The 17,439-nt window shown below is 61.0% G+C and carries 15 protein-coding genes, 6 tRNA genes and 1 other RNA gene; 14 read left to right on the top strand and 8 right to left on the bottom strand.

The window, feature by feature from the left end; all coding sequences use genetic code 11:
* Positions 1–30: 30 nt before the first annotated feature.
* The gene (locus tag L1C91_RS07570; RefSeq protein ID WP_234858731.1) at positions 31–987 is read right to left on the bottom strand and encodes an NAD(P)H-quinone oxidoreductase; all 957 of its coding nucleotides are present in this window, start codon (positions 985–987) and stop codon (positions 31–33) included.
* Between the two features lie 57 nt (positions 988–1,044).
* A tRNA-Ser gene (locus L1C91_RS07565) sits at positions 1,045–1,131 on the bottom strand.
* Positions 1,132–1,444: 313 nt separating this feature from the next.
* On the opposite strand from L1C91_RS07565, the gene L1C91_RS07560 reads away from it, so the two are divergent.
* Positions 1,445–1,535 (top strand) — tRNA-Ser (locus L1C91_RS07560).
* 292 nt (positions 1,536–1,827) lie between these two features.
* Here L1C91_RS07560 and L1C91_RS07555 read toward each other — a convergent pair.
* From L1C91_RS07555 to L1C91_RS07545, 3 genes are all read right to left on the bottom strand, one after another.
* A complete protein-coding gene (locus tag L1C91_RS07555; RefSeq protein WP_234858730.1) occupies positions 1,828–2,028 on the bottom strand; it encodes a CsbD family protein in 201 nt (66 codons plus the stop codon).
* Between the two features lie 92 nt (positions 2,029–2,120).
* Positions 2,121–2,339, bottom strand: a complete 219-nt coding sequence (locus L1C91_RS07550; protein WP_234858729.1) for a hypothetical protein — start codon at positions 2,337–2,339, stop codon at positions 2,121–2,123.
* Positions 2,340–2,406: 67 nt separating this feature from the next.
* On the bottom strand, positions 2,407–2,886 hold the full coding sequence (locus tag L1C91_RS07545; protein WP_234858728.1) for a nucleoside deaminase: 480 nt from the start codon (positions 2,884–2,886) through the stop codon (positions 2,407–2,409).
* Between the two features lie 22 nt (positions 2,887–2,908).
* Here L1C91_RS07545 and L1C91_RS07540 point away from each other — a divergent pair, with 22 nt between their 5' ends.
* Positions 2,909–3,913, top strand: coding sequence for a prephenate dehydrogenase (locus tag L1C91_RS07540; protein ID WP_419178725.1), 1,005 nt, complete (start codon positions 2,909–2,911; stop codon positions 3,911–3,913).
* A 34-nt stretch (positions 3,914–3,947) separates the two neighbouring features.
* Here L1C91_RS07540 and hisC read toward each other — a convergent pair whose 3' ends face one another.
* Positions 3,948–4,997 (bottom strand): histidinol-phosphate transaminase, encoded by a 1,050-nt coding sequence (gene hisC / locus L1C91_RS07535; protein WP_234858727.1) that lies wholly within the window; start codon positions 4,995–4,997, stop codon positions 3,948–3,950.
* 87 nt (positions 4,998–5,084) lie between these two features.
* Here hisC and L1C91_RS07530 point away from each other — a divergent pair.
* From L1C91_RS07530 to tgt, 5 genes are all read left to right on the top strand, one after another.
* Positions 5,085–5,173 (top strand) — tRNA-Ser (locus L1C91_RS07530).
* Positions 5,174–5,205: 32 nt separating this feature from the next.
* Positions 5,206–5,278: transfer RNA gene (locus tag L1C91_RS07525), tRNA-Arg, on the top strand.
* A gap of 265 nt (positions 5,279–5,543) precedes the next feature.
* Positions 5,544–5,616 (top strand) — tRNA-Arg (locus L1C91_RS07520).
* A 130-nt stretch (positions 5,617–5,746) separates the two neighbouring features.
* Positions 5,747–8,119, top strand: a complete 2,373-nt coding sequence (locus L1C91_RS07515) for an MMPL family transporter (RefSeq protein ID WP_234858726.1) — start codon at positions 5,747–5,749, stop codon at positions 8,117–8,119.
* A 113-nt stretch (positions 8,120–8,232) separates the two neighbouring features.
* Complete coding sequence (tgt, locus tag L1C91_RS07510) at positions 8,233–9,471, top strand: tRNA guanosine(34) transglycosylase Tgt (RefSeq protein WP_020975408.1); 1,239 nt, start codon at positions 8,233–8,235, stop codon at positions 9,469–9,471.
* Positions 9,472–9,628: 157 nt separating this feature from the next.
* On the opposite strand, the gene L1C91_RS07505 is transcribed toward tgt, so the two are convergent.
* Positions 9,629–10,321 carry a queuosine precursor transporter gene (locus L1C91_RS07505; protein ID WP_234858725.1) on the bottom strand — a complete coding sequence of 231 codons (693 nt, stop codon included), beginning with the start codon at positions 10,319–10,321 and terminating at the stop codon, positions 9,629–9,631.
* Between the two features lie 30 nt (positions 10,322–10,351).
* Here L1C91_RS07505 and gluQRS point away from each other — a divergent pair, with 30 nt between their 5' ends.
* Positions 10,352–11,236 carry a tRNA glutamyl-Q(34) synthetase GluQRS gene (gene gluQRS, locus L1C91_RS07500; RefSeq protein WP_234858724.1) on the top strand — a complete coding sequence of 295 codons (885 nt, stop codon included), beginning with the start codon at positions 10,352–10,354 and terminating at the stop codon, positions 11,234–11,236.
* A gap of 226 nt (positions 11,237–11,462) precedes the next feature.
* Here gluQRS and L1C91_RS07495 read toward each other — a convergent pair.
* A tRNA-Ser gene (locus L1C91_RS07495) sits at positions 11,463–11,550 on the bottom strand.
* A gap of 111 nt (positions 11,551–11,661) precedes the next feature.
* Here L1C91_RS07495 and ffs point away from each other — a divergent pair.
* The 6 genes from ffs to recR all read left to right on the top strand — a co-directional run bounded on the left by ffs (position 11,662) and on the right by recR (position 17,407).
* An RNA gene (gene ffs / locus L1C91_RS07490) (signal recognition particle sRNA small type) lies at positions 11,662–11,757 on the top strand.
* A gap of 146 nt (positions 11,758–11,903) precedes the next feature.
* Positions 11,904–13,181, top strand: coding sequence for an aminotransferase class I/II-fold pyridoxal phosphate-dependent enzyme (locus L1C91_RS07485; RefSeq protein ID WP_234858723.1), 1,278 nt, complete (start codon positions 11,904–11,906; stop codon positions 13,179–13,181).
* An 85-nt stretch (positions 13,182–13,266) separates the two neighbouring features.
* Positions 13,267–13,854 carry a suppressor of fused domain protein gene (locus L1C91_RS07480; protein WP_234858722.1) on the top strand — a complete coding sequence of 196 codons (588 nt, stop codon included), beginning with the start codon at positions 13,267–13,269 and terminating at the stop codon, positions 13,852–13,854.
* Between the two features lie 74 nt (positions 13,855–13,928).
* Complete coding sequence (locus L1C91_RS07475) at positions 13,929–16,202, top strand: DNA polymerase III subunit gamma and tau (protein ID WP_234858721.1); 2,274 nt, start codon at positions 13,929–13,931, stop codon at positions 16,200–16,202.
* 78 nt (positions 16,203–16,280) lie between these two features.
* Entirely contained in the window at positions 16,281–16,607 is a 327-nt protein-coding gene (locus tag L1C91_RS07470) for a YbaB/EbfC family nucleoid-associated protein (RefSeq protein WP_234858720.1), read from the top strand.
* Positions 16,608–16,750: 143 nt separating this feature from the next.
* Positions 16,751–17,407 (top strand): recombination mediator RecR, encoded by a 657-nt coding sequence (gene recR, locus L1C91_RS07465; RefSeq protein WP_234858719.1) that lies wholly within the window; start codon positions 16,751–16,753, stop codon positions 17,405–17,407.
* Positions 17,408–17,439 lie beyond the last annotated feature (32 nt).

Below are 17,439 nucleotides of genomic sequence, written 5' to 3'. Positions count from 1 at the left end.
AACTGGCTGCGCTGGGCCTGGCTGGCTGCCCTACCACTTCAGAACAATTTTCCCGCTCACCTCACCGGACGCGAGCAAACGGTGAGCCTCCGCGGCGTCATCAAACGGCAACACAGTATTGACCTGGTGGCGGATCGTCCCATCCGCATACATCGGCCACAACACACCCATGGTCTCGTGCACTATACGTGCCTTATCCTCCACGTCGCGGGCGCGCAAAGCCGTCGCGGAAATGGTGCCCCGCTTGGCCAACAACTTGCCAATATTCAATTCGCCCTTCACCCCACCCTGCATGCCGATGATCACCATATGACCATCCTTCGCTAGAGCCGTGATGTTCCTATCCAGGTACTTTGCACCAATGATGTCCAAAATGACGTCGGCGCGGCCCTTGAGTTCCTCGGCGAAATCCTGCTCGCGGTAATTAATGGCGATGTCAGCGCCGGCGTCGCGGCACAACTGCAGCTTTTCCTCGGAACCGGCGGTCACCGCAACATTCAACCCGAGGGCCTTGCACACCTGAATCGCACACAAACCGATTCCGCCAGCACCGCCGTGGATCAGAACCAACTGGCCCGCGCGAATCTTCGCAAGCATCCCCAAGTTGGACCACACCGTGCACGCAACCTCGACGATCCCCGCAGCCTGCTCAAAACTGAAACCCTCGGGAAGCGGAAGGATCTGCCCCTCTGGCACTGCAACACGCTCCGCATAGCCCCCGCCCGCGAGCAAACAACAGACCTCATCGCCCTCGGAAAAGCTAGTGTCACCAGGATCAACGATGACGCCGGAGCACTCCAGGCCCATGATCTCGCTCGCGCCGGGCGGTGGGGGATAGTGGCCGGCTGCCTGCAAAAGGTCACCACGGTTGACACCCGCCGCCTTGACCTGGACGAGGGCTTCGCCCGGGGCGAGCTGGGGGTCGGTAACCTCGGAGACGTGGAGGGAAGTCTTGTCACTTGGGTCGCGTAATGTGATGGCCTTCATGCTGCCCCAGGGTAGCAAAAACCCCAGATGGTAGACCACCTGGGGTTTTGCTTAACGCGGAGATGAAGGGATTTGAACCCCTGGTCCGTTTCACGGGACGCTCGCTTTCAAGGCGAGTGCATTCGGCCGCTCTGCCACATCTCCATGAGCCGCATTCGGCGCCACATCATGGTAACCGAGTTCCACTCAAAATGTTAACCCAGTCGCCCACCAGCACCAGCCACACCCCGAGCAGCCAGCTGTGAACAGCTTAGTGCGCAGGTTGGGTACTTGCCGCCATGGCGATCGGCGCGTTTTTCTCTGGTGCCATGGCCCGCCACGTGGCCGCTGCGGTAGGGGCGGCGTCAACAGTCGTCATTGGGCTAGTTGCGGAAAGCGCGGCGCTGAAGGCAGAGTAGACGTCTGGACGTGGCCCGTCGATTTGGGAGCACTTTAGCGTTTAGGTAAGGTGGCTAGCGGTAGCGTGTCCGAGCGGCCGAAGGTGCTCGCCTCGAAAGCGAGTGTTGGGTAACCCCCAACCGCGGGTTCAAATCCCGCCGCTACCGCCAAAAGCCCCCTCACCAAAACACAAGGTGAGGGGGCCTTTTTATGGGAAGCCCGTGCATGGCGTGCAAGTGGTCCAGCAGTTGTCGCGCGGGTGTGCACAAATATCGGGTGGGGTGGCCGTCCGCGATCGGTGAACTGGGGAAAAAGACGGTGAGGTGCTCGCCCACCCGAAATTTGTGCATGTTTTCCAACCAACCCACGGCCAACCCCACCGCAGCCTACACCCGCGAATGCAGAAGCCCCAGGCGAACACTAGTCTGCCTGGGGCTTCAACCCCTCAACGGGGCGGGAAGATTAGTCCTTCTTGAAGGCGCCGAGAACCTTGTCGACGCTCTCCTTGAGACGCTCGCCGGCCTCGTCGAACTTCTCCTTCAGATCAGCCTTGACCTGGTCGGACTTGCCCTCTGCTTCAAGCTTCTCGTTGCCGACAGCCTCGCCGATGCCTTCCTTCAGCTTGCCGCCGAGCTCTTCAGCCTTGTTCTCAAAAGCGCTCATGGTGTGCTCCTAATCTGTGCGATATCTGTGTTAGCCAGTGCCGCGGACGGCTGCTGGCTTTTGTGGGTGACGAAAGGAGATAGGGGGTGAGGCTACTTGGCCTCGGGCTGTTCGCCGGCGGTGTCGCCAGCCTTGTCGCCCAGTTTGCTGTCGAGTAGTTCGTCAGCTTTGTTCAACCCTGCTTCAACAGCGCTTTTGGCTTTTTCTGCCATGTCGCCGTCGAGTTTGGAGTCGATAACTTTGTCTGCGACTTCTTCGACTTTGCCTTTCAGTCCATCAGTTACGTTGCGGATCTGATCGCCGAAACCCATGTGCACTCCTATCGTCATGAGGCCACCGTCATAAACGCGGGGCCAGCACTGGCTAAACTACCTGAAGTCAGCGCAAATTGCTGAAGAACTCTTCCATTAAGTGTGCGCATGGTTGCTCCAGCACACCCCCACGGACTGCGGTGAACCCGGGCAACACCGGGTCCCGCAGCACGTCAATCACCGAGCCGCACGCCCCGGTTTTCGGCTCGTATGCCCCAAACACCACAGTCTGGATTCGTGCCGCAGCGATAGCGCCGGCGCACATCGCACAAGGTTCTAGGGTGACTGCTAGCGTGCAGCCCTCCAAGCGCCAACCATCACCAATGACGCCGACCGCATCCCTGATTGCGAGTATCTCGGCGTGGGCGGTGGGGTCCCCGTTGGTTTCCTTGCGGTTGTGTGCGTGAGCGATCTCGACCCCCGCGGCGTCATAAATTACTGCGCCGACGGGAACATCTGCCGGCGGTGTGTTTTGTGCGACGTCAATGGCGCGGCGGAGCATGGTTTCGTCGCGTGCGACCCATGAGGGAGGAGGCAGGGCACTCATGTGTGCCATGCTAGTAGGCGTGATGAGTATGCGACCTGTCTGCATTATTGGCCTCGGTTTGATTGGTGGTTCTTTGCTGCGTGACCTCCACGCTAAGGGCTGGTCGGTGTTTGGTTTTAACCGTTCACCTTCCGCGGTGAAGCAGGCGTGTGATGAGGGCTTTGACGCGTCGAGCTGCCTGGAGGATACGCTGCAGCGCGCAGAACGTGAGGGGGCGTTGATTGTGTTGGCGACCCCGATGCCAGCGATCCCGAGCATGTTGGATGCGGTGGGGGAGCATGCGCCGTCTTGTGGGATCACGGATGTGGTGAGCGTGAAGGCGGAGGTGTATGACCTGGTGCGTGAGCGTGGGCTGCAGGACCGTTATGTTGGTGGTCACCCGATGGCGGGGACGGCGAACTCTGGGTGGGAGGCCGCGCATGAGGGCCTGTTTCAGGGGGCGGCGTGGGTGGTGACGTTCGACCAGGCTGCGGAGGATCCTGAAGGTGTGAGTGAGCAATGGGTCGGACTGTGGCGTGATGTGGCGACGGTGGCGTCTGCGGTGGGGGCGGAGGTGATTCCTGCGCGCGTGGGGGTTCATGACGCCGCGGTGGCCCGGATTTCGCACTTGCCGCACGTGTTGGCGGAGGCCCTGGCGATCGTTGGGGACAACGGTGGTGCGTTGGCGTTGTCGCTGGCTGCGGGTAGTTTCCGTGATGGTACTCGGGTGGCGGGTACGGTGCCTTCGTTGGTGCGTGCGATGTGCGAAACCAACAATGTGGCTTTGTTGGCGGCGTTGGACGAGACGATTGATTTGCTGGTGGATGCGCGTGCGAATCTTGCGGGCGAGGAGTCCAGTGTCGAGGAGTTGGTGGATGCTGGGTATCGCTCGCGGGTGCGTTACGAGGCTCGTGCGGGTGAGGCGCGTGGTGGGGCTTCTGCGGGCGGGAGTAATCGTCCGGTGTTGCGGGTGAAGCCCGGGGCGCCGAAGTGGGTCAGCCAGTTGGAGCAGGCTGAGGCGTTGGGCGCCCGGGTGGACGTGTTCTAAGCACGTGTTTCGGGCGCGCGCAGGCACGCGTACTTTAGGTCAGTGAGTCCCAGGCCGCCAGGAAGCGGTCCATTTCTTCTTCATTGGTGACTGTGATGCGTACGCCTTCGGGAAACGCACGGACGATGACGTTGCGTTCGGTGAGTGCTTGTGCGGTTGCTAGAGCATCGCCGCCGGTGAGGCTTTCGGCGGGGACCCAGACGAAGTTGGATTGGCTGGGTGCCGCGCCGATGGCTGTGCTGACGCGTTCGCGTTGGGTGATGACGTCGCGGGTGCGTTCAAGCAGTTCACTGCGGGCCTCCAGGGAGGCGATGGCTGCGGCTTGTGCGACGGTGCTGACTTCGAAGGGGGCTTGGACTTTGCGCATGGCGGCGATGATGTGGGGGTTGCCGAAGGCGTAGCCGACGCGTAGTCCTGCGAGTCCGTAGGCTTTGGAGAAGGTCCGTAGGCCGATCAGGTTGGGGTAGCGTTTGACCAGTTCAGCGGCGTCGGGGGTGCTGGGGGCGGTGTTGTATTCGAAGTAGGCTTCGTCGAGTGCGACAACGATGTGGCTGGGCACTTTGGCCATGAATGCGTCGAATTCTTCGGCGGTGACGACTGTGCCGGTGGGGTTGTTGGGGTTGCAGACGAAGATGAGTCGGGTGGTGTCGGTGATGGCGGCGGCCATGGCGTCGAGGTCGTTGCGCAGGTCGTCGGTTAGGGGGATTTGTACGGGGTTGGCGCCGGTGACGCGGGCGAAGATGGGGTAGGCCTCGAAGCTGCGCCAGGGGAAGATGACGTCTTCGCCGTCTTGGCAGGTGATGGTGACGAGCTGTTGGCATAGGGTGGAGCTGCCGCAGCCGACGGTGACGTGGTCGATGGTGGTGTCTAGGTGGTCGGCGAGGGCTTCGCGCAGTTCGGTTGCGGCCATGTCGGGGTAGCGGTTGATTGTTGACGCCGCGTCGGTGATCGCTGTAAGCGTGGATGGTAGGGGGCCGAAGGCGACTTCGTTGGAGGATAGTTTGAGTGCGTCGGGCATGCGTTTGCCGGGGACGTAGTCGGGCAGTTGTGACAGGTCGGGGCGGAGGTGGGGTTGGGCGTTCATGTCGGCTAGTTTAGCGTTTTTTTGGTGTGGGTTTTGCTCGCTTGTGTGGTGTTCGCTATGCTGTCTAGAGCTTGCGTAAGCTTGCGTGGAGGCGTGCCAGAGCGGCCGAATGGGACTCACTGCTAATGAGTTGTCCTTAGAAATAGGGACCGGAGGTTCAAATCCTCTCGCCTCCGCAGTTTCCCGCGTTACTGTCGTGGGGAACTTTGCGCCCGTAGCTCAACGGATAGAGCATCTGACTACGGATCAGAAGGTTAGGGGTTCGAATCCCTTCGGGCGCACGTTTGGGAGATCTCCCGCATCCATTAGGGTGTGGGAGATTTTTTGTGTGCGCATTGTCTGCATTCGTGGGGGCCGGGGGTAGTTGTAGGGGGTCTGAAACGGAAAGTAATGGGTGATTGCCCGCACCCTGCTTCACGGCTGGGTGGCATGTGTAGGCTTCACGGCTGGGTGGCATGTGTAGCCGCCAAGAAACGCCTGGTAATGGTGGGATTTGCGGTAGTTGCTTGATCGGGGTACACTTACTCCTCGTTGCTAAAGCAGCATGCGCCCGTAGCTCAACGGATAGAGCATCTGACTACGGATCAGAAGGTTGGGGGTTCGAATCCCTCCGGGCGCACAGATGATAAAGCCGGATTAGTGTTAAAAACACTAATCCGGCTTTTGTTATAGGGTCTATTTTTTATCCCTCGCTGCACCACGGGTATGTCCCGTGGGCGTGAACCCCAGTTTGAAGGAAGGAACACTCCGTGGGCCGATTCCTCTACGCACTCGGCCGGTGGTCGTTTCGTCACCGGTGGATTGTTGTCGTTACGTGGTTGGTGGCGGCGACTGCCCTGGGGGCGTCTTCTGCAACGTTGAACAAAGGCTTCAACGATGTGTTTGAGATCCCCGGCACCCCCAGTGAGGCCGCCGCGGCGTCACTAATGAAGAACTTCCCGGATCAGCCGAACCCCTTGGAGGCTGCGGGTGTCACCGTGGTGTTTGCGGCTCCGGAGGGCCACACGCTGAGTGAACAGCCTTACGCCGGTGCGGTGGAATCAGTGGTGCAGCAACTGGATGCGACGGTGCCGGGCATTATTGATCGGCAGCGTTTCGGCAACCCCCTGACGCTCGACGGGCAGCTGCGCGAGATGGTGCTTGAGCAGTCTGTGAGCGCCGGGCTGCCGGAGGAAACCGCACGTAAAGACGCGAATAATATCTCGCTGATCACCCAGGATGGGCGCATTGCCTATACCTCTTTTGCATTGGATGTTCCGGCGCCGGCGGACGTGACCGATGAGCAGCGCGCCACGATCACAGCGGCGATGGACACCGGGCGCGAACAGGGCCTGCAGGTGGAGGCCGGTGGTGCTGGATTCGGGGATCCGTTGGTGATCAAGACGACCTCGGAGGCTATCGGCATGGCTGCGGCGCTGCTCGTGCTGCTCGCGACCTTCGGGTCGGCGTTGGCGGCGGGTATCCCGCTTGTGACGGCTTTGCTGGGGATCGGCCTGGGCACGACGGGTATTTTGTTGGCGACGCATTGGGTGCCGCTGAATAACACGACGCCCACCCTGGCGGTCATGCTGGGGTTGGCTGTCGGTATCGACTACGCACTGTTCATCTTGTCCCGCTACCGCTCGGAGTTACGCAACCCACAGCAGACCCGCGAGCAGGCGGCAGCCCGCAGCGTCGCTACGGCTGGTTCGGCAGTGGTGTTCGCCGGCCTGACTGTCATTATCGCCCTGGTGGCGCTGGCGATCGTCAACATTCCCTTCCTTAGTTTCATGGGTTTTGCTGCGGCCTTTACCGTGGGTGCCGCGGTATTGGTGGCGCTGACGTTGGTGCCCGCCCTGTTGTCGTTGAGCGGCCGGCGATTGTTTAGTCGGACGCGTTCCGAGGCACTTCGCGCCAGCTCCAGCTCTTCTGACCTCCAGGAGGATGATGACGTCGCCTCGGTTGCGGCAGAAAGCCCCGCGACGTCATCACTTAAAAAGGGTCGCGAGCAGCTGTCGACCCGTTTTTTCCGCAGATGGATCCGGGTGGTGACGAAGTTCCCGGCGATCACCATTGCTCTAGTGATTCTTGGTTTGGGCGCGCTGACGGGGCCGGCGCTGGATCTGCAGCTGTCCCTGCCGAACGACACCCTGTCCAACCGCGACACCACCCAACGCAAGTCCGCGGATCTACTGGCAGAGGGCTTTGGGGAGGGCATCAACGCACCATTTTTGATTGTGGTTGACGCCCACGACGTTGATGTTGATGCCCCCGTGCTGTCCGGCATTGCCCAAGGTGACCGGTCGAAAGCTATCGGCGCTGCCTATGCCTATACGGTGCAGCAGCTCAGCGTGAACCCGGGCGTCAAACACGTCCAGATCATCGGAGCCAGTGCCGACGGTTCGGCCGCTCAGATGCTGCTCACCCCGCGCACCGGCCCGAGCGACCCCAAAACGACCGCGCTACTGGGCGCACTGCGCAGCCAGGACGCAGCCATTGAGTCCGCAACCGGAGTCGACGTAGGCATCACCGGGCTGGCGCCGATCCAGCAAGATGTCACCACCCGCCTGTACAACGCCCTGCCAACCTACCTGGCCGTTGTGGTGGGGCTGGCGCTGGTGCTGCTGCTGATCGTGTTCCGTTCCATTGCGGTGCCGGTGATGGCCAGCGTCGGGTTCCTGCTGTCCGTCGGCGCAGCGTTCGGCGCCACCGTGCTGGTGTGGCAGAAAGGCCTGTGGGGGTTGGTGAACACCCCGGGCCCACTGATCAGCTTCATGCCGATCTTCCTCATTGGCGTGACCTTCGGCTTGGCAATGGACTACCAGGTGTTCCTGGTGACCCGCATGCGGGAACATTTTGAACGCGACGGGGATGCTGACGCCGCGGTGGAAGATGGCTTCATCACTGGCGTGCCGGTGGTCACAGCTGCCGCACTCATCATGATTGCGGTGTTTGTGGCGTTTATCGACCAACCCCTACCGTTCATCAAGATCTTCGGATTCGCCCTGGGCGCTGGCGTGTTGTTCGACGCGTTCTTCGTGCGCATGGCATTCATTCCCGCGGCAATGACCTTGCTTGGCCGCGGCACATGGTGGCTGCCCAAGGCGTTGAACCGCATACTGCCGCGCGTCGACATTGACTAGGACATTGTTTAGGGCGCTGGCCCCCGCGACGTCATTAAACAATAGGGGAACACAGCGGAACACTGTGCGGCCGCGGCAAACCCACAACAAGCAGTTGGATAGGATGAAAACCCATGAGCACCTTTGAGCTGCGCAACACCCTCGACGGCAGCGCCCACGGCCGCACCGGAACCATCCACACCCCCCACGGGGACATCCAGACACCCGCATTCATCCCCGTGGCAACCAAAGCGACCGTGAAAACACTCACACCCGAACAGATCCGCCAATGCGGCGCGCAAGCCATTTTGTCCAACGCCTACCACCTCTACCTGCAGCCTGGACCGGACATTGTTGATGAGGCCGGCGGCGTCGCCACCTTCGAAAACTGGCACGGACCCACCTACACCGACTCCGGCGGATTCCAGGTGATGAGCCTCGGCGTCGGGTTTAAAAAAGTCCTGGCGATGGACACCTCCGGCCTGAAAGAAACCGACATCAAGGCCCGCGGCAAAGACCGCATGGCGCACGTCGACGAAGACGGCGTGGATTTCCGCAGCGTGATTGACGGTTCCAAGCATCGCTTCACCCCCGAGGTCTCTATCCAGATCCAGCATCAACTGGGCGCGGACATCATGTTCGCCTTCGATGAGCTCACCACCCTTGTTGACACCCGCGAGTACCAGGAATCCTCCGTGGAGCGCACCCACCGCTGGGCCAGGCGCTGCCTCGAGGAACACAACCGGCAGACCCAACTGCGCGCAGACAAACCACTGCAGGCACTGTGGGGTGTGGTCCAGGGTGCCCAGTATGAAGACTTGCGCAGGCAAGCCACCCGTGGGCTAGTGAGCCTGTCGGACGAATTCGAAGCCGAAGGCATGCGGGGATTCGGCGGCTACGGCATCGGCGGCGCCCTGGAGAAAGAAAACCTTGGCACGATCGTGCAGTGGGTATGCGATGAACTGCCCGTAGATAAGCCGCGTCACCTGTTGGGCATTTCAGAGCCCGATGACTTGTTCACCGCAGTTGAAGCCGGGGCAGATACATTCGACTGTGTTGCCCCGACCCGTCTGGGCCGCCGCGGAGGGGTTTACACCCTTGATGGGCGGATGAACTTGAAGGGCGCGCGCTTCAAGCGGGACTTCACCCCGATTGATGAAGAACTCGGCGGATACGTGTCAGAAAACTACACCCGCGCCTACATCCACCACCTGCTGAAAGCTAAGGAGTTTCTGGCGGGCACCCTGTGCACGATGCACAACCTGTTCTTCATGCTCAAGCTGGTGGACGACATCCGCGCCAGCATCGACGGTGGCTACTACTACGAGTTCCGCGACGAGTTTATGGGGCGCTACTACGCAGGCAAAAAATAGCACCGTAGCGAAGGATAAAATTGGCGCGGTCGCGGCGAAGATTCTTCCAATTCCATGTGTTGTTTGTCATGGCTCTATGGTGCATCGCCGCGAGCAATGCGCGCATCGGGGTTTGCCCGGATTTAGCCCTGATCTACAACCCCGAGGGGCACCCTAGTCAGTAGTTTTCGTGAGTCTTCACCCAGCGGATCACCGCGTAGGTGACCGGCATGATCGCAACCTCTACCGCCGTCTTCCACAGGAAGCCAACGATGGTGTAGTTGATGGTGTCGCCGACGGTCGTGATGCCGATGACCGGTGCAGCGATCAGACAGAACACCAGCGTGTCGCCAAATTCACCCACCACCGTAGAGCCAAGCAAACGTGCCCACAAGGTTTTTTCACCCGTGCGCTCCTTAATCTTCACCAACGCCCACGAGTTCAGCAGCTGGCCAACCAGGTAGCCCATCAGCGAGGCGGCAACGATGCGGGGCACAAGCCCGAGGATTGCCGCGAATTCATTTTGTTGTTCATAAAAGTCAGCTTGAGGCAGCGCGATAGCAATGTAGAAGGAAAACACCGCGATAAGCATCGCAGCAAACCCCGTCCAGATGGCACGGCGGGTAGCGCGGAAACCGTAGCACTCTGCCAGGACGTCACCGATGACATAAGCCAAGGGGAACAGGAAGAACGCCCCGTCGGTGATGATGGGGCCGAACATAACACCTTTAGTGGCGGTGATATTCGAGATGATGAACACCGCTACAAACAATGCGAGCAGGATCGGGTAGTAGGACTTTTGGACTTGGATAAAACGGGCGTTACCGGACGACACCGCAGTGTCGCCCCGCCCAGATGCGAGTTTAGGCATGCACAGTATGGTGCCATAAACTTCCTAATTATGTCGGCAGGACGCTACGCCCCGAGCCCCAGCGGGGACCTACATTTCGGAAACCTTCGCACGGCGTTGCTCGCCTGGCTGTTCGCGAGACAAACCGGTCGCGAGTTCATCATGCGGATCGAAGACGTCGACTCGCAGCGTTCTTCAGCCGAATCTGCCGCCCGACAGTTGGATGACCTGGCCTCCTTGGGGCTGGATTGGGACGGGCAACCGGTGGTTCAAAGCTCCCGCCACGAGGCCTACCAAGCGGCATTATCACAGCTAGAGACCTACGAATGCTTCTGTTCGCGCCGGGACATCCTGGAAGCCTCAGGTGCGGCCCACGTGCTGCCGGGCTGTTATCCAGGTACCTGTCGTGAGCTGACTGAACAGGAGCGGGAGTCGCGGCGTCAACAATTTGCTGAACAAGGGCGCGTGCCTGCCGTGCGATTGCGCAGTGACGTCGAGGAGTTCGAGGTTGTCGATTATTACAACGGCCGCTACGTGGGGCCGGTGGATGACTTTGTTCTTCGGCGAGGGGACTGGGCCTACAACCTGGCGGTCGTTGTTGATGACGCCGCGGGAGGGATCGACCAGGTTGTGCGCGGGGACGATCTGCTGAGCTCTGCGCCGAGGCAGGCGTACTTGGCGTCGCTGTTGGGTTATGCGGTGCCCGAATATGTGCATGTGCCGCTGGTTGTTAACGCGGAAGGAAAGCGTTTAGCCAAGCGCGATGGGGCGGTGACGTTGCGGCAGATGCTCGAGCAGGGCCTGACTGTGGAGGACGTTGTGGAGCAGTTGGCTGGGTCGATTGGGGTGCCCGGTGCGCGTACGGCTGCGGAGATATTGGAGCGCTTTGACCCTCAGCTTTTACCCCGCGATGCTTACGTGTGGATGCAGCTTTGACGCAAAGGCGGCCAACAAAATCGCGGCAGTGTCTCGTTGCGTGAAACAGCACAAGTCCCGCAACGACCGCGACGCCGAGGCGAGGCGGCTGCTCGCACTAGTGGGACTAGAAGGCGAGGTAGTTACCCGAACTCCGATGCACTTATCAGGTGGTGTATCTGATCGTTAGCGGGATGGGGTTCGGATACGAGAAAACCCCCTAGCTGTGAGGCTAGGAGGTTTCATTTGGCGGAGGATAGGGGATTTGAACCCCTGAGGGATTGCTCCCAACACGCGTTCCAGGCGTGCGACATAGGCCGCTAGTCGAATCCTCCACGTGAACTAAAACGTTCAGACCAAAACCATACACACCCCCGTGCCACAAAGCAAAACCCCTGCGGTGCCCTAGCTGCACTAGACGCGACGCCGCCCCTCCGCTACACTGTTTGATGATCTCGCGTGGCGTTATCTCATGAACTCCCCCAGGGCAGGAATGCAGCAAGGGTCAGTGGGCTCTGTCGGGTACGCGAGGTCCTTTATTTTTATGGGGGGTCGGGGAATGTGCACATTTTCGTAATCCGTCGCGTTCATACTTAGGATGCACTAGACTGGCCTGCGTACGTGGCGCCAAAAACGCCAGGCATGCCAAGCAAGCACAGCACCCCAAGTAGGAAGGCGGCACAAGTCGATGTCAGCATCGCTCACAAGCATGAACCCGGAGGAGCTCGCCCAGTTCACCGCTGAGATCAAGGCCAAATACGAGGAATTCAAAGCACAGAACCTCTCCCTTGACCTCACCCGCGGCAAGCCCAGCTCAGAACAACTGGACTTCTCCGATGACTTGCTGGCACTGCCGGGCAAAGGTAACTTCACCGCCTCCGACGGAACCGACTGCCGCAACTACGGTGGGCTCACCGGTATCAAAGACATTCGCGAGATCTACGCAGAGCTGATGAATTGCGACATTAACAATGTTTACTGCGGCGACGCATCGTCGCTGAACATTGAGTTCGACCTCATCTCCTTCGCCTACATGTTCGGCACCCAGGATTCACCCCGCCCCTGGAAGGACGAGGCAAGCGTCAAGTGGATCTGCCCCGTACCCGGCTACGACCGCCACCACACCATCACCGAGCACTTCGGCTTCGAAATGGTTACCGTTCCGATGCTCGAGTACGGCCCAGACATGGACGCCGTGCGTGAACTCGTCAAAGACCCGACGGTCAAGGGCATGTGGAACGTCCCCACCTTCGGCAACCCCACCGGCGTGAGCTACAGCGAAGACGTCTGCCGCCAGCTCGCCGAAATGGAAACGGCAGCACCGGACTTCCGGATGCTGTGGGACAACGCCTACGCAGTGCACACCCTGACCGACGAGTTCCCCCCGGTCCACGATGTTCTCGCCATGTCGGAGGCCGCCGGTAACCCCAACCGCTTCTGGGTATTCACCTCCACCTCGAAGATCACCTTCGCGGGCTCGGGCGTGTCCTTCTTTATCTCCTCCAAGGCCAACCTGGATTGGTACGCCAAGCACGCAAACGTCCGCGGCATCGGCCCCAACAAGATCAACCAGTTGGCACACGCCAAGTTCTTCGGCGACGCCGAGGGCGTGCGCGCAATCATGCGCAAGCATGCGGGTTCCTTGGCGCCGAAGTTCAACCGTGTTCTCGACATTCTCGATGAGCGCCTGGGTGGGCGCGACGTCGCAACCTGGACCAAGCCGGAGGGCGGCTACTTCATCTCCCTCGATGTCGTTGATGGCACCGCCTCCCGCGTCGTTGAGTTGGCGAAGGAAGCCGGCATTGCCCTGACTGGCGCTGGCTCCACCTTCCCCCTCAAGCAGGATCCCAACGACCGCAACATCCGACTCGCCCCCTCCCTGCCCCCGGTAAAGGAGCTCGAGATCGCTATGGATGGTGTCGCAACGTGCGTTCTGTTGGCCGCCGCTGAAAAGCTCGCCAACTAGGACCCGCGGCGCGGGCGAAACGCAGCGCATTGCTAGTCCACGCTAGTCCACTTACGATGGCGAACACGAGGGTGAGTAACTCAAGGTGAACTGGGAAGAGACCGCCTACTGGGTTGATGGGTTGCTGCCTGGCACCCCATCAATCGAGGTCCGCAGCGGATTCCACATCGGAATCACCACGACTGCTGCGCAGGATAATGACGCCGCGACCGCAGCGGCATCACCTGCCTCCGGGCAGCAACCTCCCGCGGGCGACACCATCGCCGTCACCCTTGATTTTTCAAACATCGACACCGGGCTGGAACACGAAGGACGGGACGTGCGCTGCGAACTGCTCGCGGTCGCCCACCAACCCGACATACGCAGCCACCTGGTCACAGTCGCCAGCCGACTCCGCGACACCGCTCCCCATGAGCCTGCTCAACCCGGAACGCTCCTGCCTCACGCGCTGCCCGCGACGTCAACACCCCATGTGCTCCTTGTGGTGCCATGGGTATGGGACGGGCCCGTGCCCCAACTCGATGAACCGGAGCGACTGACGCTCATGCTGCAAGTGCTCCCCCTGACACAAGCCGAATACGACTACGCCATCACTTACGGTGTGCCCGCGCTGCAAGAAAGCATCGCGCAGCAGGGCATCGACATCCTTGACCTTGCCCGCGGCAACGGCTAATAGCCCTCGGCAGCTGGGTACCCCAGCCGTCAGCCAGGCCTGCGGGGATAGCCCACAACGGCTAAGGTAGGGGAGTGGCTTTATACCGTAAATACCGCCCGGCATCCTTCGGGGAAGTTGTCGGCCAGGAGCATGTAACCACCCCACTATCCGCAGCGCTCGATAGTGGGCGAATCAACCACGCCTACCTGTTCTCCGGCCCGCGCGGCTGCGGCAAAACATCCTCAGCCCGCATCATGGCGCGCTCCCTGAACTGCGTCGACGGGCCAACCTCAACCCCCTGCGGCAAGTGCCCCTCCTGCGTGTCGCTCGCCCCGGGCGGCCCCGGCAACCTGGACGTCACCGAATTGGACGCCGCCAGCCACCGCGGCGTCGACGACATGCGTGACCTACGCGACCGGGCGTTCTATGCGCCGGCGGACTCCCGCTACCGCGTTTTCATCATCGACGAGGCGCACATGATCACCAACGAAGGCTTCAACGCCCTGCTGAAGATCGTGGAGGAACCACCAGAGCACCTCATCTTTATCTTCGCCACCACGGAGCCGGACAAGGTCATCCCTACCATCCGCTCTCGCACCCACCACTACCCATTCCGCCTGCTCACCCCGCCCGATATGCGTGGTCTATTGCAGCGCACGTGCGAGGCCGAAGGCGTGCGCGTCGATGATGCCGTCTTCCCCCTCATCATTCGCGCAGGCGGCGGTTCCCCCCGTGACTCCCTGTCCATCCTGGACCAGCTGCTTGCCGGCGCTGGCGAGGAAGGACTGAGCTACGAGATGGCCGTCCCACTGCTCGGTGTCACTGACTTTTCGCTTATTGACGCCGCGGTTGCTGCACTGTCCGCACGCGATTACGCAGGCATGTTCGGCGCCATCAATGACGTCATCAACGCAGGCCACGACCCCCGACGCTTCGCCACAGACCTACTGGATCGCCTGCGGGATTTGATGGTGCTGCAGGTCGTACCAGATGCAGTTGCCGCAGGGCTGATCGACGTGCCCGAAGACTACGTACCAACCCTCCAGCAACAAGCCCAAGCGTTCGCGCCGGGCACTTTGTCATGGTTGGCTGGCGAGCTCAACTCCGGCATCGATGATTTGAAGGGCGCGACCTCTCCGCGCTTATTGCTGGAAGTGCTGTTTGCAAAGATGCTCGCTGGTAAGAGCGCGGCGGTCGCTGCTGTGGGCAATGCGGCGGGCGCCGCTGGAGCTACAGCTCAGGCGGCAACCACGCCTGCGTCTGGGGCATCTGCACCCGGTGGCTCAGCCACTGGTGCTGCTGGAGCTGGGCCGGGTGCCATCCCCGATAACATGCCTGGGGCCGCCATCCTCCGACGCCGCATGGGGCTGGCTGAGCCTGCACAGCAAGAACAACCTGCCCAGAAACAACCGCCGGCTAAGCCTGCACCCGAGCGCATGCCAGCCGAGAAGCAGGCGGAGCAAGTGCAGCCTGAGCAGTCGCAGTCTGCAGAAGACCTGCTTCAGACGCTGAACACCAAGTGGGCACACATCCGCTCACTGATCAGCAACAAAAATGCTGTCGCCGGCATCCTTCTGGCAGAGGCAAAAATTGTTGGAATCAATGGCGACACGGTGCTGATCGGGAATAACACTGGTGCCCTGGTGCAACGCCTCAACGCCCCCAGCAACAATGACGTGATCGCCGAGGTCGTCTCTGCAGAACTCGGGCAGCAAGTCAGCGTCGAATGCGTGGTGGGCACCCACCCCCGGCAGGCGGGCGGGGATAGCGCCCCCCAGCCCGCCGCCCAACCCGCGCGCACGCAACAATCGCCACAGGCAGAACAACCAGCAGAGAAGCCGGCCGAAAAGTCCGAAGAAAAGCCGGAAGAAAAACCATCAGGGGGGCAAACAACTGCTGCCCAGTGGGCGGCACCCGTGGCAAAACCCTCCAAGGCTGAGCAGCCAGAGGCACAAGACAACCTGCCCCGCTGGAAACAAGCCGCCGCCCGCGGCAACGCCAAACTACGTAACCAACAAACCTTCGGCGACGGTGTCCCCCTGCCACCCGAACCAGACGACCCCTACGGCTACCCGCCGGATGAATCCATGCCCGGTGGATTCAATACCCCCGCACAGCCGAAAGCAGCCGCCAGCAACCCGCAGGTCGAAGCACAACCGAACCCCCGCGACGTCAACACCCCACAACCCGACGCCGCGCCCAACGACGCACCCACACAGCCACACACCAACCCCGCGGACCCCAGGGACAGTGAGGAAGAAGAACTCATCAGGGAAGCACAAGGCACCGGCAGCTACGACCGGCGCGACGCAAAAGCAGTCGCCATGGACCTACTCGCCCAAGAACTAGGCGCCCGCCCGCTCTAAGCGAACAACCGTGACGCCACAGCGGGCAGGCCGCTAGACTGGCCGACGAATCAACAAAAACCTCAACAAGGAGACACAATGACACAACCCGACATGAGCCAACTGATCGAACAAGCCCAGCAGATGCAGGCCCAACTGCAGGCAGCACAGCAGGAAATCCTCAACTCCAGCGTCGAAGGTGAAGCCGGCAACGGCCTCGTCAAGGTCACCATGCACGGCAACGGCACCATCAGCGACGTACGCATCGACCCCCAGGTCGTCGACCCCGAAGACGTCGAGACCCTCCAGGACCTCATCACCGGCGCACTCCAGGACGCACACACCAAGGTGTCCAAGCTCGCCGAGGAAAAGATGGGCCCCCTGTCCCAGGGCTTCGGCAACGACGCACTCGGCGGACTGTTCTAACCCACCCTTGACGGGGAATGCGCTAGTACGGTCCTGCGCCTTGCCCACAACTTAAACCCCGCAGCCAGGGAACTGAACTAAAGAATCAGCCCGCTTGCGGGGTTTTCCCTTGTAATCCTGCGTAACGGGTACACTAGGCACTCGTGTTTGAAGGACCACTGCAGGATCTCATCGACGAACTCTCCCGACTGCCCGGCGTCGGGCCCAAAAGCGCCCAACGCATCGCATTTCACATCCTGCACCAGGAACCCGAAGACGTCGACCGCCTCATCGCCGCACTTGGCGCAATCCAAACTGGCGTGCAATTCTGCCGCATCTGCTGCAACATTTCCCGCCAATCCGTCTGCCGCATCTGCGCCGACAGTGGCCGCGACCGCAGCCTCATCTGCGTTGTTGAAGAACCCAAAGACATTCAAGTCATCGAACGCACAGGGGAGTTTTCCGGCCGCTACCACGTGCTTGGCGGCGCACTCGACCCACTGGCTGGTGTCGGGCCCAAAGACCTCTCCATCAATGTGTTGCTGCAGCGTATCGGCGGTGTTCTCAAAGATCGCGAGCTGGCCGACTCCACCCCGGAATCCCCACTATATGATGACGCCCCGGAGGTCACCGAAGTAATCATCGCCACCGACCCCAACACGGAAGGCGAAGCAACGGCGTCGTACTTGGCGCGGTTGCTGAAGGATTTCCCAGGGTTGACGGTATCGCGTTTGGCTTCCGGAATGCCGCTGGGCGGTGACCTAGAGTTCGTCGACGAGCTGACGCTGTCGAGGGCGCTGAGCGGCCGCCACGTCCTCTAGCCCCGCCAAGCCCAGCGACTACAGCAACCGCG

The organism is Corynebacterium argentoratense (assembly GCF_021491455.1).
GTDB lineage: Bacteria > Actinomycetota > Actinomycetes > Mycobacteriales > Mycobacteriaceae > Corynebacterium > Corynebacterium argentoratense_A.
Note: the sequence above shows the minus strand (reverse complement) of the source record. Positions and strands in the feature narration are given on the sequence as shown.

Bases quoted from the DNA above. Each gene is read 5' to 3' on its own strand.
- L1C91_RS07570 (WP_234858731.1), bottom strand. From the start codon at position 987: ATGAAGGCCATCACATTACGCGACCCAAGTGACAAGACTTCCCTCCAC.
- L1C91_RS07555 (WP_234858730.1), bottom strand. From the start codon at position 2,028: ATGAGCGCTTTTGAGAACAAGGCTGAAGAGCTCGGCGGCAAGCTGAAG.
- L1C91_RS07550 (WP_234858729.1), bottom strand. From the start codon at position 2,339: ATGGGTTTCGGCGATCAGATCCGCAACGTAACTGATGGACTGAAAGGC.
- L1C91_RS07545 (WP_234858728.1), bottom strand. From the start codon at position 2,886: ATGAGTGCCCTGCCTCCTCCCTCATGGGTCGCACGCGACGAAACCATG.
- L1C91_RS07540 (WP_419178725.1), top strand. From the start codon at position 2,909: ATGAGTATGCGACCTGTCTGCATTATTGGCCTCGGTTTGATTGGTGGT.
- hisC (WP_234858727.1), bottom strand. From the start codon at position 4,997: ATGAACGCCCAACCCCACCTCCGCCCCGACCTGTCACAACTGCCCGAC.
- tgt (WP_020975408.1), top strand. From the start codon at position 8,233: ATGAGCACCTTTGAGCTGCGCAACACCCTCGACGGCAGCGCCCACGGC.
- L1C91_RS07505 (WP_234858725.1), bottom strand. From the start codon at position 10,321: ATGCCTAAACTCGCATCTGGGCGGGGCGACACTGCGGTGTCGTCCGGT.
- gluQRS (WP_234858724.1), top strand. From the start codon at position 10,352: ATGTCGGCAGGACGCTACGCCCCGAGCCCCAGCGGGGACCTACATTTC.
- L1C91_RS07485 (WP_234858723.1), top strand. From the start codon at position 11,904: ATGTCAGCATCGCTCACAAGCATGAACCCGGAGGAGCTCGCCCAGTTC.
- L1C91_RS07470 (WP_234858720.1), top strand. From the start codon at position 16,281: ATGACACAACCCGACATGAGCCAACTGATCGAACAAGCCCAGCAGATG.